Origin of the sequence: Streptomyces sp. NPDC032161 (assembly GCF_040636995.1) — a bacterium.
Classification (GTDB): Bacteria; Actinomycetota; Actinomycetes; order Streptomycetales; family Streptomycetaceae; genus Streptomyces.
This window is the reverse complement of record NZ_JBEZVN010000005.1, coordinates 88,439-102,636: the sequence shown is the minus strand read 5'-3', so window position 1 is coordinate 102,636 and position 14,198 is coordinate 88,439. Positions and strand designations below refer to the sequence as shown.

General features: G+C 71.7%; 9 protein-coding genes. 1 reads left to right on the top strand and 8 read right to left on the bottom strand.

What is annotated here, in order from left to right:
• Positions 1 to 23 precede the first annotated feature (23 nt).
• The 8 genes from AB0E67_RS14695 to AB0E67_RS14660 form a co-directional block, all read right to left on the bottom strand.
• On the bottom strand, positions 24 to 3,785 hold the full coding sequence (locus AB0E67_RS14695; protein ID WP_362025816.1) for a ThuA domain-containing protein: 3,762 nt from the start codon (positions 3,783 to 3,785) through the stop codon (positions 24 to 26).
• 425 nt (positions 3,786 to 4,210) lie between these two features.
• Positions 4,211 to 5,215, bottom strand: coding sequence for a sugar phosphate isomerase/epimerase family protein (locus tag AB0E67_RS14690; RefSeq protein WP_362025813.1), 1,005 nt, complete (start codon positions 5,213 to 5,215; stop codon positions 4,211 to 4,213).
• Positions 5,216 to 5,227: 12 nt separating this feature from the next.
• On the bottom strand, positions 5,228 to 6,529 hold the full coding sequence (locus AB0E67_RS14685) for a Gfo/Idh/MocA family oxidoreductase (RefSeq protein WP_362025810.1): 1,302 nt from the start codon (positions 6,527 to 6,529) through the stop codon (positions 5,228 to 5,230).
• Between the two features lie 101 nt (positions 6,530 to 6,630).
• Positions 6,631 to 7,668 carry a substrate-binding domain-containing protein gene (locus tag AB0E67_RS14680; RefSeq protein ID WP_362025807.1) on the bottom strand — a complete coding sequence of 346 codons (1,038 nt, stop codon included), beginning with the start codon at positions 7,666 to 7,668 and terminating at the stop codon, positions 6,631 to 6,633.
• Positions 7,669 to 7,757: 89 nt separating this feature from the next.
• A complete protein-coding gene (locus tag AB0E67_RS14675) occupies positions 7,758 to 8,801 on the bottom strand; it encodes an ABC transporter permease (protein ID WP_362025804.1) in 1,044 nt (347 codons plus the stop codon).
• Positions 8,798 to 10,321 carry a sugar ABC transporter ATP-binding protein gene (locus AB0E67_RS14670; protein WP_362025801.1) on the bottom strand — a complete coding sequence of 508 codons (1,524 nt, stop codon included), beginning with the start codon at positions 10,319 to 10,321 and terminating at the stop codon, positions 8,798 to 8,800. Before AB0E67_RS14670 ends, AB0E67_RS14675 begins: the two co-directional genes overlap by 4 nt.
• 250 nt (positions 10,322 to 10,571) lie before the next feature.
• On the bottom strand, positions 10,572 to 11,753 hold the full coding sequence (locus AB0E67_RS14665; protein ID WP_362025798.1) for an ROK family protein: 1,182 nt from the start codon (positions 11,751 to 11,753) through the stop codon (positions 10,572 to 10,574).
• A 265-nt stretch (positions 11,754 to 12,018) separates the two neighbouring features.
• Positions 12,019 to 12,984: a beta-ketoacyl-ACP synthase III gene (locus tag AB0E67_RS14660; protein ID WP_362025795.1), complete on the bottom strand. Its 966-nt coding sequence runs from the start codon at positions 12,982 to 12,984 to the stop codon at positions 12,019 to 12,021.
• Between the two features lie 351 nt (positions 12,985 to 13,335).
• Here AB0E67_RS14660 and fdhD point away from each other — a divergent pair, with 351 nt between their 5' ends.
• Positions 13,336 to 14,184, top strand: a complete 849-nt coding sequence (gene fdhD / locus AB0E67_RS14655) for a formate dehydrogenase accessory sulfurtransferase FdhD (protein WP_362025793.1) — start codon at positions 13,336 to 13,338, stop codon at positions 14,182 to 14,184.
• The last annotated feature ends 14 nt before the right edge of the window (positions 14,185 to 14,198 follow it).

Below are 14,198 nucleotides of genomic sequence, written 5' to 3'. Positions count from 1 at the left end.
CGGTTGACCGACCGGCGGCCGTGCTACGCCGCAGGCAGTTCCTTCAACTGGATGTCACGGAAGGACACATGGTCGTCGGCACCGTGGTTCTGAATACCGATGTATCCGCTCTTCAGGCTCCGCGCCGGATCGGTGTTGGTGAAATCGTTGATCTTCACCCCGTTCAGGAAGACCTGGAGGCGTTCGCCCAGGACCTTGATCTCGTAACTGTTCCACTGGCCGGGCGGGCGCAGTACGCGGTCGCGGGCCTTGGTGTTCGGCGCCTTGAACGTGTAGACGGACCCCGTGGTGCGGTCGGGCGCGTCGGTGGCGTCGATCTGGATCTCGTAGCCGTTGTTCACCGCGGACCAGGGGTCGTCGGATTCCGGGAAGCCGACGAAGATCCCGGAGTTGTCGTCGCCGCTCATCTTCCAGTCGAGCTTGAGCGAGTACGCCCCGAGTTCCTTGGCCCGATAGGTGAGCAGTCCCATGCCGCCGACGGAGTGCAGTTCGCCGTCGACGACGTCGAATCCGCCAGGTCCCGCCTGCTTCCAGCCGTCGAGCGTCCTGCCGTTGAAGATCGTCCGGTAGCCGGTGTCGGGCTTGCAGTCGGCCTTCACCTGGCCGGAGGCGTAGCGCAGTCCGCCGAGGAGCAGCCGACGGAAGGCGGGCTCGGCGTACGACTCCTTGGTGTGGCCGAGGCCGGTGTAGAAGGACCGGCCGCCCTGGTAGGTCTGGCACCAGGTGATGGGGTGGTCGCCCTTCATGGTGCCGCCGGTGTAGGTGGTCTCGTCGAGCGTGGCGAGGATCCTGGCCTGACCACGCGGGTTGGTGCGGTAGTTGTACCACTCGTCGGTGCGGTTCCACTCGTCGTCGAGGTGGGCGGTGGCCGGGTGCTCGTGGTCCTCCACGCGGACGGTGGCGGGCTGGATCGCGGGATGCGAGGAGAAGTACGCGCCGACGAGTCCCCCGTAGAACGGCCAGTCGTACTCGGTGTCCGCCGCCGCGTGGACGCCCATGTAGCCGCCGCCGGTGGCCACATAGTTCTCGAACGCCTTCTGCTGGTCGGCGCCGAGCACGTCACCGGTGGTCGACAGGAACACGACGGCGTCGTACCGGGCGAGGTTGGCGGTGGTGAACTGCCGCGCCTCCTCGGTCGCGTCGACGGTGATGCCGCTGTCCTCGCCGAGCTGCCTGAGCGCGGCGACGCCGTCGGGGATCGCGTCATGGCGGTAGCCGGCCGTCTTCGAGAAGACCAGGACCCGTTTGGCGTTCCTGTCCGGAGTGCTGTGGACGAGCTCGAAGTCGTCGACGTCGTAGAGGGCCCCGGCGCCTCCCTTGAAGACGAGGAAGAGTTCGGTGGCCTTCCTGGGCACGTTGCGCAGGGGTACGTCGACGTCCTGGAACGTCTCCCAGCCGCCGGTCACCGGGACCGGGGTGGAGCCGAGGATCGTGCCGGCCGTCGAACCCGCCCTCACCTCCAGGAAGCCCCCGCTGCCGCCGGAGGAGACGCGGGCGGTGAGCCGGTTGGAGTCGCCGAGGAGGTACGGCTTGAAGGAGATCCAGTCCCCGTCGTGGATGTCACCGACCGTCTTGCCGCCGTGGGCGGGCGCCTTGTCGTAGACCTTGATGCCGGACGAGGCGGAGTAGTGCTCGGCCTGGCGGTGGCGCGGCTGGAGCTGGGACTGGTCGTGGCCGGACAGGGGGGCCTGACCGCCGCCTCCGCCGTCCGTGTAGGAGGCGTCGATCACCCCGAAGATGTTGGCGTTGGGGTCGTGGCCGCCGTCCATGGCGGTCTTGATGGTGCCGGAGCACCCGTTGACGGTGGTGATGGGGTGGCCGTGGCTGTCGTGGCCGAGGACGAAGCGGACCTCGACCTTGGCGCAGTCGATGGTGCCGTCCTCGGGGTCGGTGACGGTCACCCGGAACGGCACGTCGTCACCGAAGGCGAACAGCTGCCCGTCCCCGGGGAGTTTCAGTTCGACCTTCGGCGCCGTGTTGCCGACCGTGATGTGGACACTGGCCGCAGCGGTGCGTCCCGTCGGGTCCTTGGCGGTGACGGTGGCCGTGTAGGTGCCGTTCTTCCGGTACGTGTACGTGGGGTCGGCGGCCGTCGAGGTGCCGCCGTCGCCGAATTCCCAGGCGTAGGTCAGGGCGTCGCCGTCGGGGTCGACGGTGCCCGCCGAGGAGAACCGCACCTTCAGCGGCGCCTGGCCGGAGGTCCTGTCGGAGGAGGCCACGGCGTTGGGCGAGCGTCCGCCGGCCGCGTTCTCGATGCGGTAGAGGGCGGAGTTCTCGTCCCCGCCGAACCATCCGGTGCCGTAGTCGAGGACGTACAGCGCCCCGTCGGGTCCGAAGGCCATGTCCATCACCTGCGTCCCGGTCCACGGGACGGGGTTGATGGACCGGACGGTGCCGTCGGCGTCGTGTGCCACGGCCTTGATCCAGCGGCGGCCGAACTCCCCGGCGAAGAACTGCCCGTCGTACGCCTCCGGGAGCTTCACGGGCGAGTCGAGGGCGGCGTCGTAGTGGTAGACGGGTCCGCCCATCGGGGATTCGGAGCCGGTGCCGAAGTCGGGCAGGGAGCCGCCGTCGTACGGGATCCAGGCGGGCTGGGCGGGCGGCAGGTCGACGAGACCGGTGTTGTGCGGCGAGGTGTTCTTCGGGGCGGCGCAGTCGAAGGCCGCGCCGGACGTCTTCGTCGCGAAGTCGTAGTCGACGTAGGCCTCGTTGGCACCGGTGCAGAACGGCCAGCCGTAGTTGCCCGGTCCGGTCACCCTCGCGAACTCGACCTGCCCGGCCGGACCGCGCTTCGGGTCGGCGGCGCCCGCGTCGGGACCGTAGTCGCCGACGTAGAGGATGCCGGTGGCCCTGTCGACGGAGAAGCGGAACGGGTTGCGGAAGCCCATCGCATAGATCTCGGGGCGGGTCCTGTCGGTGCCCGGCGGGAAGAGGTTCCCCTCCGGAACGGTGTACGAGCCGTCGTCGGCGACCTTGATGCGGAGGATCTTGCCGCGCAGGTCGTTGGTGTTGCCGGAGCTGCGCCGCGCGTCGAACGCCGGGTTGCGGTCGGGGCGTTCGTCGATGGGCGTGTATCCGTCGGAGGCGAACGGGTTGGTGTCGTCGCCGGTCGACAGGTACAGGTTGCCGTCGGCGTCGAAGTCGATGTCACCGCCGACGTGGCAGCACATGCCGCGTGAGGTCGGGATGTCGAGGATCTTCTTCTCGCTGGCGTTGTCGAGGGTGCCGTCGCTCTTGAGGACGAAGCGGGAGAGACGGTTCACGCCGTCGAACGGGGCGAAGTCGGCGGCCGTGCCGTTCTCGGGGGCATCGCCCGCGGGGGTGTCCAGCGGCGGCGCGTAGTAGAGGTAGACGGCCCGGTTCCTGTCGAAGTCCGGGTCCACGGCGACGCCCTGGAGCCCCTCCTCGTCGTGCGAGTACACGGGCACGGCGCCCACCACGCGGGTGTTCCCTCCGCTGTCGGTGAGGCGCAGCTCCCCGTTGCGCGAGGTGTGGAGCACACTGCGGTCGGGGAGGACGGCGAGGGTCATGGGCTCGCCGGTCTCGGCGGCGCCCTTGGCGAGGGTGACCTGCTGGAGCCCCTCGGCCGCGGCCGTCGCCGCCGCGTGCGCCGGAGCGCCCGGTGTGTCCGCGGCGGCCGGTGCCGCCGGCGCCTTCGCGGCCGCTCCGGGCGAGGCGCCCAGGGTCAGGGTGGTCGCCGCAAGCAGGCCGCCGGTGAGCAGCGCGAGGGTCCTGCGGACGCGGAGCCGCGTTCCGTTCCGGTTTCTGGCTCTTGTTCGGTGCACGAGTGTCCTCCGGAGAATGCCGGTGGTACGGGCGAGTGCTGCCGTGCCGTGCTGCGCGGGACTGCCGCGCGCGTCGTCCGGGGCCCGTGGGGCACCTGACGAACAGTTATGTCATGGACATGCCTTGGACGGTAGACCTCTTCGTCCGGACCGGAAAGCCCTTGTGCGGCGTTCTCGTCCAACTTCTTCCCGTGCCGGGACAAAGCAGGGGTGGGGGCCGGGTACGGGCAGGCCGAGGGCAGGGGGCGGTCGGATACGGGCAGGCCGAGGGCAGCGGTGAGCACCGGGCGGGCACAGGGCCGACCACCGCATGAACGCGGCCCACCGCTCCCCCGGCCGTGCGCGAGGACACCGGGCTGCCACCGCACCCGCCGTGGGCGCGGACGGTCGCCGGGCCCGCCTTCCCGCCGTACGCGAGGACGTCCTCAGTCGCCGCCCCCGAATGCCGCGTCGAACGAGGCGGACGGCGGCTCGAAGTCGTACCGCCTGAGCGTGGCGAGCGCTTCCGGCGCCCCCACCAGCCGGTCCATCCCCGCGTCCTCCCACTCCACGGAGACCGGCCCGTCGTAGTCGATGGACCGGAGCATCCGGAACACGTCCTCCCACGGCACCTCGCCGTGCCCCGCGGAGACGAAGTCCCAGCCCCGCCTCGGATCGCCCCACGGGAGGTGCGAGCCGAGGCGCCCGTTGCGGCCGTCCAGCCGCCTGCGCGCCTCCTTGCAGTCCACGTGGTGGATCCGGTCCCGGAAGTCGTACAGGAATCCCACGGGGTCCAGGTCCTGCCAGACGAAGTGGCTCGGGTCGAAGTTGAGCCCGAACGCCGCCCGGTGGCCGACGGCCTCCAGCGCGCGGTGCGTGGTCCAGTAGTCGTACGCGATCTCGCCGGGGTGCACCTCGTGGGCGAACCGCACGCCCTCGGCGTCGAACACGTCCAGGACCGGGTTCCAGCGTTCCGCGAAGTCCTCGTACCCGCGCTCGATCATGTGCGGCGGAACCGGCGGGAACATCGCGACCAGGTGCCAGATGGAGGAGCCGGTGAAGCCGACGACGGTGCGCACCCCGAAGGCGGCCGCGGCGCGGGCGGTGTCCTTCATCTCCTCGGCGGCCCGGCGGCGCACCCCTTCGGGTTCTCCGTCGCCCCAGACCCGGGCGGGCAGGATGCCCTGGTGGCGTTCGTCGATCGGGTGGTCACAGACGGCCTGGCCGACGAGATGGTTGGAGACCGCCCAGCACTTGAGCCCGTAGCGGTCGAGCAGCTCGCGCCGCCCGTCCAGGTAGCCGGGGTCGCTCAGGGCCTTGTCCACCTCGAAGTGGTCGCCCCAGCAGGCGAGTTCGAGACCGTCGTAGCCGAAGTCGCGGGCGAGCCGGCAGACCTCCTCCAGCGGCAGGTCGGCCCACTGACCGGTGAACAGGGTGAAGGGACGGGGCATGCGCGGGACCTCCTAGAGAACCACGGGGGTGTGTACGGAGTTCTTCTCGGCGCTCTCCTGAACCGCCGCGAGCACCCGCTGGACCTGGAGTCCGTCGGCGAACGACGGTGCGGGGGCGGTCCCTTCGGCGATCGTCCGCACCAGGTCGCGGGCCTGGTGGACGAAGGTGTGCTCGTAACCGAGGGCGTGGCCCGGCGGCCACCACGCCTCCAGGTAGGGATGCTCGGGCTCGGTCACGAGGATGCGCCGGAAGCCCGCCGTGGCGGCGGGTTCGGAGTGGTCGTGGAAGGACAGTTCGTTGAGGCGTTCCAGGTCGAAGGCGAGCGAGCCGCGCTCCCCGTTGATCTCCAGGCGCAGCGCGTTCTTCCGTCCGGCTGCCATCCGGGTCGCCTCGAAGGAGGCCAGCGCACCGGAGGCGAACCGGCCGGTGAACACGGTCGCGTCGTCGACGGTCACCGCCCCGTCCCTGCCCCCTGCCTCTTCGTATCCGCCGCCGTCGCCGTCCCGGCGGTCGACGTCCTCCCGGTGCGCGTCGGTACCGACGTCGGCGGAGAGACCGGTGGACGGCCCGGCCGGCAGCGGCCGTCGCGTCACGAACGTCCTGCTGACCGCCGAGACCCCGGTCAGCGGCTCCCCCGCCAGGTGCTGCGCCAGATCGACGATGTGCGCGCCCAGGTCGCCGAGTGCCCCCGAACCCGCCCGCTCCCGTCGCAGCCGCCAGGTGAGCGGTGCTCCGGGATCGACGAGCCAGTCCTGGAGGTAGGCGGCGCGGACGTGGCGCAGGGGTCCGATCCGGCCCTCGCCGATCAGCCTCCGGGCGTAGCTGATCGCGGGCACCTTGCGGTAGTTGAAGCCCACCATGGCCACCTGGCCGCGCGCCGCCGCCCGTTCGGCCGCCTCGGCCATGGTCTCGGCCTCGGCGACCGTGTTGGCCAGCGGCTTCTCGCACAACACGTGCTTGCCGGCCTCCAGCGCGGCGATCGCGATCTCGGCATGGCTGTCGCCGGGGGTGCAGATGTCGACGAGCTGTACGTCGTTCCGGGCGACGAGGGCCCGCCAGTCGGTCTCCGCCGCCGCCCAGCCGTGGCGGGCCGCCGCCGCGTCGACCGCCGCCCGGTCGCGTCCGCAGATCGCGGCCAGCACCGGTCTCATCGGCAGCTCGAAGACGTGACCGGCGGTGCGCCACCCCTGTGAGTGGGCGGCGCCCATGAACGCGTACCCGACCATGCCGATCCCGATCGTGGGCGCGCTCGGCACCGGCCGGTGCGCCGTCGGCGCCTCGGCCTGCTGTGCCGTCTCTTCCCTGCGGGCCATCCGGGCTTCCTCCTCGTCGGTCGTTCGATGGGTGCGGCGGAAGGGGCGACAGGCACCCTCCTCCGGGGCGGCGGGAGGGCCGGTGCCCTCCCCGAGGCGGCTCAGCTGAAGCCCGTCGGCAGGTACTGGTCGACGTTCTCCTTGGTGACCACCGCCGAGTAGAGGGTGAGACCGGTCGGGATCTCCAGCTCGGCCAGGCCGCCGACGCCCTTGCCCTGGGCGAGGGCGCGGGCCAGGTCGATCGCGGAGGCGGCCATCGTCGGCGGGTAGAGGACGGTGGCCTTCAGCACGCCGTCGTCGGCCTTGATGGCGTCCATCGCGGACCTGGACCCGGCGCCGCCGACCATCAGGAACTCGTCGCGGCCCGCCTGCTGGATGGCCCGCAGCGCCCCGACGCCCTGGTCGTCGTCGTGGTTCCACAGGGCGTCGATCCTCTTCTGCGCCTGGAGGAGCTGGGCCGTCTTCGCCTGGCCCGACTCGACGGTGAACTCGGCCGCCTGACGGGCCACCAGCTCGATGTTGGGATAGTTCTTCAGCGCGTCGGCGAAGCCCTGGCTGCGCTGCTTGGTGAGTTCCAGGTTGTCGATGCCGGCCAGTTCGACGACCTTGGCGTCCGCCTTGTCCTTCAGCTGTTCGCCGATGTACGTACCGGCGTTGAGGCCCATGCCGTAGTTGTCGCCGCCGACCCAGCAGCGGTACGCCTGCGGGGAGGCGAAGACCCGGTCCAGGTTGACGACGGGGATACCGGCCCGCATGGCCTCCAGGCCGACCTGCGTCAGCGCCTTGCCGTCGGCGGGGAGGACGACCAGGACATCGACCTTCTTGTTGATGAGGGTCTTGACCTGGCCGATCTGGGCGGCGGTGTCGTTGGAGCCCTCGGTGGTCTCCAGCGTCACGTCGGAGTACTTCGCCGCCCGCGAGGCGGCGTTCTCGTTGATGGCGTTGAGCCAGCCGTGGTCGGCCTGGGGACCCGCGAAGCCGATCGTGACGTGCTTGCCGGGCTCGGTGTCGGCCGCGGCTCCGCCGCTGCGCGCGGCGTCCGCGGCCTTGGGTTCGTTGCTGGTGCAGGCGGTGAGGAAGGCGCCCGCGGAGACGGCCGCGGTCCCGAACAGCAGTCCTCTGCGGCTGGTTTCTGGCATGGCTGTCCAACCCTTCATCCGGTGCGTTGCGTGTCCTACGGGGAACGGGGTGGGGGACGGGCGTCGAGGGGCGTGCCCGTGCGGGTGGGTCAGGTCTCGCCGGGCGCGGAGGTGCGGCGCTGGACCAGGACGGCCGCGACGATGATCGCGCCCTTGGCGATCTGCTGGACGTCGCTCTGGAGGTTGTTGAGCGCGAAGATGTTGGTGACGGTGGTGAAGACGAGGACGCCGAGCACCGAGCCGACGATGGTGCCGCGCCCGCCGCTGAGCAGGGTGCCGCCGATGATGGCGGCGGCGATGGCGTCCAGCTCGTACAGGTTGCCGTTGGTGTTCTGTCCCGAGCCGGACAGGATGACGAGCATGAACGCGGCGATGCCACAGCACAGCCCGGACAGCAGGTAGAGGAGGAGCCGCTGTCGTCGTACGTCGATGCCGGCCAGCCGGGCCGCCTCCGGGTTGCCGCCGATGGCGACCGTACGGCGCCCGAAGGTGGTGCGGTTCAGCAGCAGCCAGCCGATGACGGTGACCGCGGCGAACATCATGACCAGCGGCGGGACGCCGAGGACGTAGGAGTCGGGCAGCCCCAGGTCCAGCACGGACCCGACGGTGACGAGTTGTGTCTTCCCGTCGGTGATCTGGAGGGCGAGTCCGCGTGCCGAGGCGAGCATCGCGAGGGTCGCGATGAACGGCACCATCCGCCCGTACGCGATGAGCAGCCCGTTCACCAGCCCGGCGGCGAGCCCGACGACCACGGCGGTGAACAGGATCCCCGCGAAGCCGTACTCCTGGGTGGCGACCGTGGTCGCCCAGACGGAGGCGAGCGCGACCATGGCGCCGACCGAGAGGTCGATGCCGCCGCTGGTGATGACGAAGGTCATCCCCACGGTCACGACACCGATGACGGACGACTGGGTCAGGATCAGCTGGAGGTTGCCGGTGTCGAGGAAGGCGTCGGGCTCGGTGAACCCGCCGACGGCGATCAGGACGGCGAGGACGCCCAGGAGCGAGAGGGTGCGCACGTCCACGCGCGGTCCAAAGGCGCGCGGCGTCGTGTCCCGCTTCGGGGATCCGGCGTCCGGGGCGTGCGCACTGTCCGGCCCGCCCTGCCGTGCCGAGGAGACGGGCTGTGTCATGATGTCGGGCTCCCTTCCATCACCAGGTCGAGTACGCGGTGCTCGTCCAGCTCCCCGGCGGGCGCCGTGTGCACCACGCGGCCCTCGCGGAGCACCAGCACCCGGTCGGCGAGGCCCAGCACTTCGGGCACCTCGCTGGAGACGAGCAGGACGGCGAGGCCCTCGTCGGCCAGTCGGCGGATCACCGCGTACAGCTCGGCGCGGGCGCCGACGTCGACGCCGCGGGTCGGTTCGTCGAGCAGCAGGACGCGGCAGCCGCGCAGCAGCCAGCGGGCCAGGACGGCCTTCTGCTGGTTGCCTCCGGAGAGCGTGCGGACGGGGGCGTCGGGGTTGTCGGGGCGCAGGGAGAGTTCGCGGATCGCGGCGCGGGCCGCCCGGCGTTCGGCCCCTCGGTCCAGCCAACCGCCCCGGGCGAAGCGGGACATGGAGGAGACGGAGACGTTGCGGGTGACGGACTCGAGCATCAGCAGGGCCTGCGCCTTGCGTTCCTCGGGGGCGAGCCCGACACCGGCGGCGACCGCCGCGCGGACGCTGCCGGGCCGGAGCCGCCGGCCCGCGACGGTGACCCGTCCGGCGGTCGGCCTGCGGGCCCCGTAGACGGTCTCCAGGATCTCGGAGCGTCCCGAGCCGACGAGTCCGGCCAGGCCGACGATCTCGCCCGGCCTCAACTCCAGGTCCAGCGGCTCGAATTCGCCCTTCCTGGCCAGCCCTTCGGCCTTCAGCACGGGTTCGGCCGCCGGGTGCGCGCCGCGCGCGGTGCGGGCCGGGAAGACGTGCTCGACGTCCCGGCCGGTCATCATGGCGACGATGTCGCGCGTCGGCGTGGACCGGACGGGCAGCCCCATGGCGACGGCCCGTCCGTCCTTCAGCACGGTCACCCGGTCGCCGATCCGGCGGATCTCGTCCAGCCGGTGCGAGATGTGGACGACGGCCACTCCCTCGGCGGTGAGGGCGGCGACGACGCGGAACAGGTTGTCGACCTCGTCCGGGTCGAGCGCCGCGGTCGGCTCGTCCATCACGATGAGCCGCACGTCGTGGGAGAGCGCCCGTGCCATGGAGACGATCTGCTGCTGGGCCGCCGACAGCCGGCCGACCTCGTGCGCCGGATCGATCTCGGGGTGCCCCAGGCGCCCCAGCAGCGCTGCCGCGGCCGCGCGCCCCCGGCGGGCGCGGACGAGGAAGCGCGCGGTGGTGGGCTCATGGCCGAGGAAGACGTTCTCGGCCACCGAGAGGCCCTGGACCAGGTCGAGTTCCTGGTAGATGGTGGCGATGCCCAGGCGCATCGCGGCGACGGGCGACTTGAGCCCGACCGGTTCGCCGCACCAGGTGATCCCGCCGTCGTCGGGCCGGTGGGCCCCGGCGAGCACCTTGATGAGGGTGGACTTCCCGGCGCCGTTCTGGCCGAGGAGGCAGTGGACCTCACCGGCCCGGACCTCCAGGTCCACACCGTCGAGGGCGCGGACTCCCGGGAACGACTTGGTGATGCCGGACATGGTGAGCAGGGGTGGTTCTGGTGCCATGACGAATCCCCTCGGCGAATGGGGTCTCCCCTGCTCCGGCGCAGCCGGGAGCCTGGGGAAGGCCGGTGGGCGAGCGGGGCGGTACCTGGGTGCGTGTGCGCGAGTTCGTCCACGTCCACGGGCTGTACGTGTGCGCTGGTGCGGGGCTTGCGGCTGCACGGGTCCGGCTTCGCCGGGGTCCGGGCTCACGGTGTACGGAGGTGGAGACGGGTTGCGGAGGCGGTGGTGCCGATGTGCCACCGGCCCGGGGTCAGGCCGGTGAGAACACGTGGTCGCTGATGAGCCGGGCCGCGCCGATCACTCCGGCGGCGTGCCCCAGCTCGCCCAGCACGATGGGGAGGTTGCCGGTGGCCAGTGGCAGCGACTGGCGGTAGACCTGGGTCCGGACGCTGGCGAGCAGTGTGTGCCCCAGGCCGGTCACCCCGCCGCCGATCACCACCAGGCCGGGGTTGAAGAAGCTGACGAGTCCCGCGACGACCTGGCCGACCCGGTTGCCGCCCTCGCGGATCAGGCCGAGCGCGATGGGATCACCGGCGGCCGCGGCGGCCGCCACGTCGGCGGCGGTGAGTGCTCCGGCCGCCTCCAGTCGGCCGGCGAGTTCCGCCGAATGCCCGGCACGTGCCGCTTCCTCGGCGTCACGGGCGAGCGCGGCACCGCTGAAGTGGGCTTCCAGACAGCCCCGGTTGCCGCAGGCGCAGAGCCGTCCGTCGGGTTCGACCCGTATGTGCCCGATGTCCCCGGCGCTTCCGGTCGCGCCCCGGTGGACCTCGCCGCCGGCGACGATGCCGCAGCCGATTCCCGTACCGATCTTGACGCAGAGGAAGTCGCCGACGGAGCGCGCGACCCCGGCGTGCCGCTCCCCCAGCGCCATCAGGTTCACGTCGTTGTCGACCATGACGGGGCAGCCCAGTTCCTGGCTGAGCGCCTCGCGGACCGGGAATCCGTCCCAGCCGGGCATGATCGGCGGGGCGACCGGTACGCCTTCGGGGAAACGCACCGGACCGGGTACGCCGATGCCCGCGCCGTCGAAGCCCTCGGCGAGCCCGGAGGCCCGGAGCCTGGCCGCCATCGCCAGGACCTGTTCGAAGACGGCGACGGGGCCCTCGCGCACGTCCATGGGATGGTTGAGGTGGCCCAGGACCTCCAACTCGGCGTTGGTGACGGCCACATCGACGGACGTGGCCCCGATGTCGACGCCGAGGAAACGCAGTCGCGGGTCGAGCCGGATGTTGTGGGAGCGGCGTCCGCCGCGGGAGGCGGCGAGGCCGTCGGCCACGACGAGTCCGGTCCCCAGCAGCCGCTCGACCTCGACGGCGAGCTTGGAGCGGGAGAGTTCGACCTGGTCCCCCAGTTGAGCCCGCGAGTGGGGACCGCCGTCGCGCAACAGCCTGAGCAGCCGCGCCTGGTGCGCGTTCGCGGGTCGTGCCGTCATGCGTCTCACGCGCCCCTCCCCGCCGCATCGGCCAGTCCGTCCGGGCTTTCGAGGGGAACGTAGCAGCGGTCGACGGGAGTGGGAAGAAGTCGTGCGGGAATCCGCACCTACTTTTTCCACACCGTGGACAAAGCAACCGGTGCGAACGACGCCGTGTCTCGGCGCGGCGCCGTTCCGGCCGCGGCACGGCGTCGCGTCCCGGCGCCCGGCGACGAGGCGGGCCCCGGGGTGCGACGCCGCCGCCCCGCGGGCGATGCCACGGGCGTCAGGGGCAGCGGATCACCTGACCCGCGTACGAGAGGTTCCCGCCGAAGGCGAACAGCAGCACGGGGTCGCCGGTGTGCACCTCTCCGCGCTCCACCAGCTTGGACAGGGCCATCGGGACGGAGGCGGCCGACGTGTTGCCGGACTCCACGACGTCCCGGGCGATGACCGCGTTGACCGCGCCTATCTTCCTGGCGACCGGCTCGATGATCCTGAGATTCGCCTGGTGCAGCACCACCGCGGCCAGGTCCTCCGGCGCGACACCGGCCTTGTCGCACACCTTGCGGGCGATGGGCGGCAGTTGTGTGGTGGCCCAGCGGTACACCGACTGGCCTTCCTGCGCGAAGCGCGGGGGCGTGCCCTCGATCCGTACCGCGTTCCCCATCCGCGGCACCGAACCCCACAGCACGGGGCCGATCCCGGGCCGGTCCCGACCGTCCGTCCCCGAGCGGTCCCGGTCCGCGACGACGACCGCGGCTCCGGCTCCGTCGCCGACGAGCACGCAGGTGCTGCGGTCGGTCCAGTCCGCGACATCCCCCATCTTGTCGGCACCGATCACCAGGACGCGCTCGGCCGCGCCGGCCCGGATGGTGTGATCGGCGGTGGCGAGGGCGTGGGTGAAGCCGGAACACACCACGTTGATGTCCATCACCGCGGGCGAGTCCATGCCGAGCCGGGCGGCGACCCGTGCCGACATGCTCGGTGAGCGGTCGATCGCGGTGGACGTGGCGACCAGGACCATGTCGATCTCGTCGGGCCGCATCCCCGCCGAGGCGAGCGCCTTGGCCGCCGCGTTCGCGGCCAGTTCGTCGACCGGTTCGTCGGGCCCTCCCACATGCCGGGTCCTGATGCCGACGCGGCTGGTGATCCACTCGTCGCTGGTATCGACCATGGCCGCCAGGTCCTCGTTGGTGAGCACCCTGGCGGGCTGATAGTGGCCGAGCGCCACGACACGTGAGCCGGTCATGTACAGGTTCCCCTCGCTACGTATGGCAGGAGCCATCCAGTCTTGGTCGCTACCGACCGGTACGGGGACACGTGTTCCCACAGGAATGGCACGCGCTCGTTGGAGGTTCGATCACTGCCCCGTCCACCGCCCGGGCCCGGACGCCGGAGCCGTGGCCCGCGCGGCCCGCAGCCGTCGGTCCCGCAGGTCGGCGGGGGGCGACGGCCACCACCCTCCGCGCGCACGCCGCATCGGCCGCGATGGCAGACTCCATGTGTCAGGACGCATGTGCCAGGTCGAGCACAGCACGAGGACAGGACGGCGGAACGGCCGGGGCGGCCTCACCGCACGACGGGAAACGGGTTCACGGCTATGGGACGGGTCACCGAGCGCCGCCGCACCATCCGCATCCGGGACGGGGCGGTCTCCGCGCGCCCCGACACGCTCGTCGCCGAGGAGCCCCTGGAGATCCGGCTGAACGGCAGGCCGCTCGCCATCACGATGCGCACCCCGGGCGACGACTTCGCGCTGGCGGCGGGCTTCCTGGTGAGCGAGGGCGTCGTCGGCGACGGCTCCGAGGTGCAGTCGATCGTCTACTGCGCCGGGGCGACCGCGGACGGCATGAACACGTACAACGTGGTGGACGTGAAGCTCGCCCCCGGCGTCCCGGTCCCCGACATCGCGCTCGAACGTCACGTGTACACCACGTCGTCCTGCGGGCTGTGCGGCAAGGCGAGCCTCGACGCGGTCCGCACCACCACCCGGCACCCGATCGCGGACGCTCCCCCGCTCCTGGTCGAGCCCGCGCTGCTCGCGGTGCTGCCGGACCGGCTGCGCGCGGCCCAGCGGGTCTTCGACCGCACCGGCGGCCTGCACGCGGCGGCACTGTTCTCGGAGGCGGGCGAGCTCCTCGACGTCCGGGAGGACGTCGGCCGGCACAACGCGGTGGACAAGCTGGTCGGCCGGGCCCTGACCGACGGACGGCTGCCGCTGTCCCGGACGATCCTGCTGGTGTCGGGACGGGCCTCGTTCGAACTGGCCCAGAAGGCCGTGATGGCCGGGATCCCGATGCTCGCGGCGGTCTCGGCCCCGTCGTCCCTCGCCGTGGACCTGGCGGCCGAGACCGGACTGACCCTGGTGGGCTTCCTGCGGGGCCCGTCGATGAACGTGTACGCGGGCGAGCACCGCATGGCCCTGGAACCGGCGGTCCGCCGGGACTGACCGCCCCACCCGGA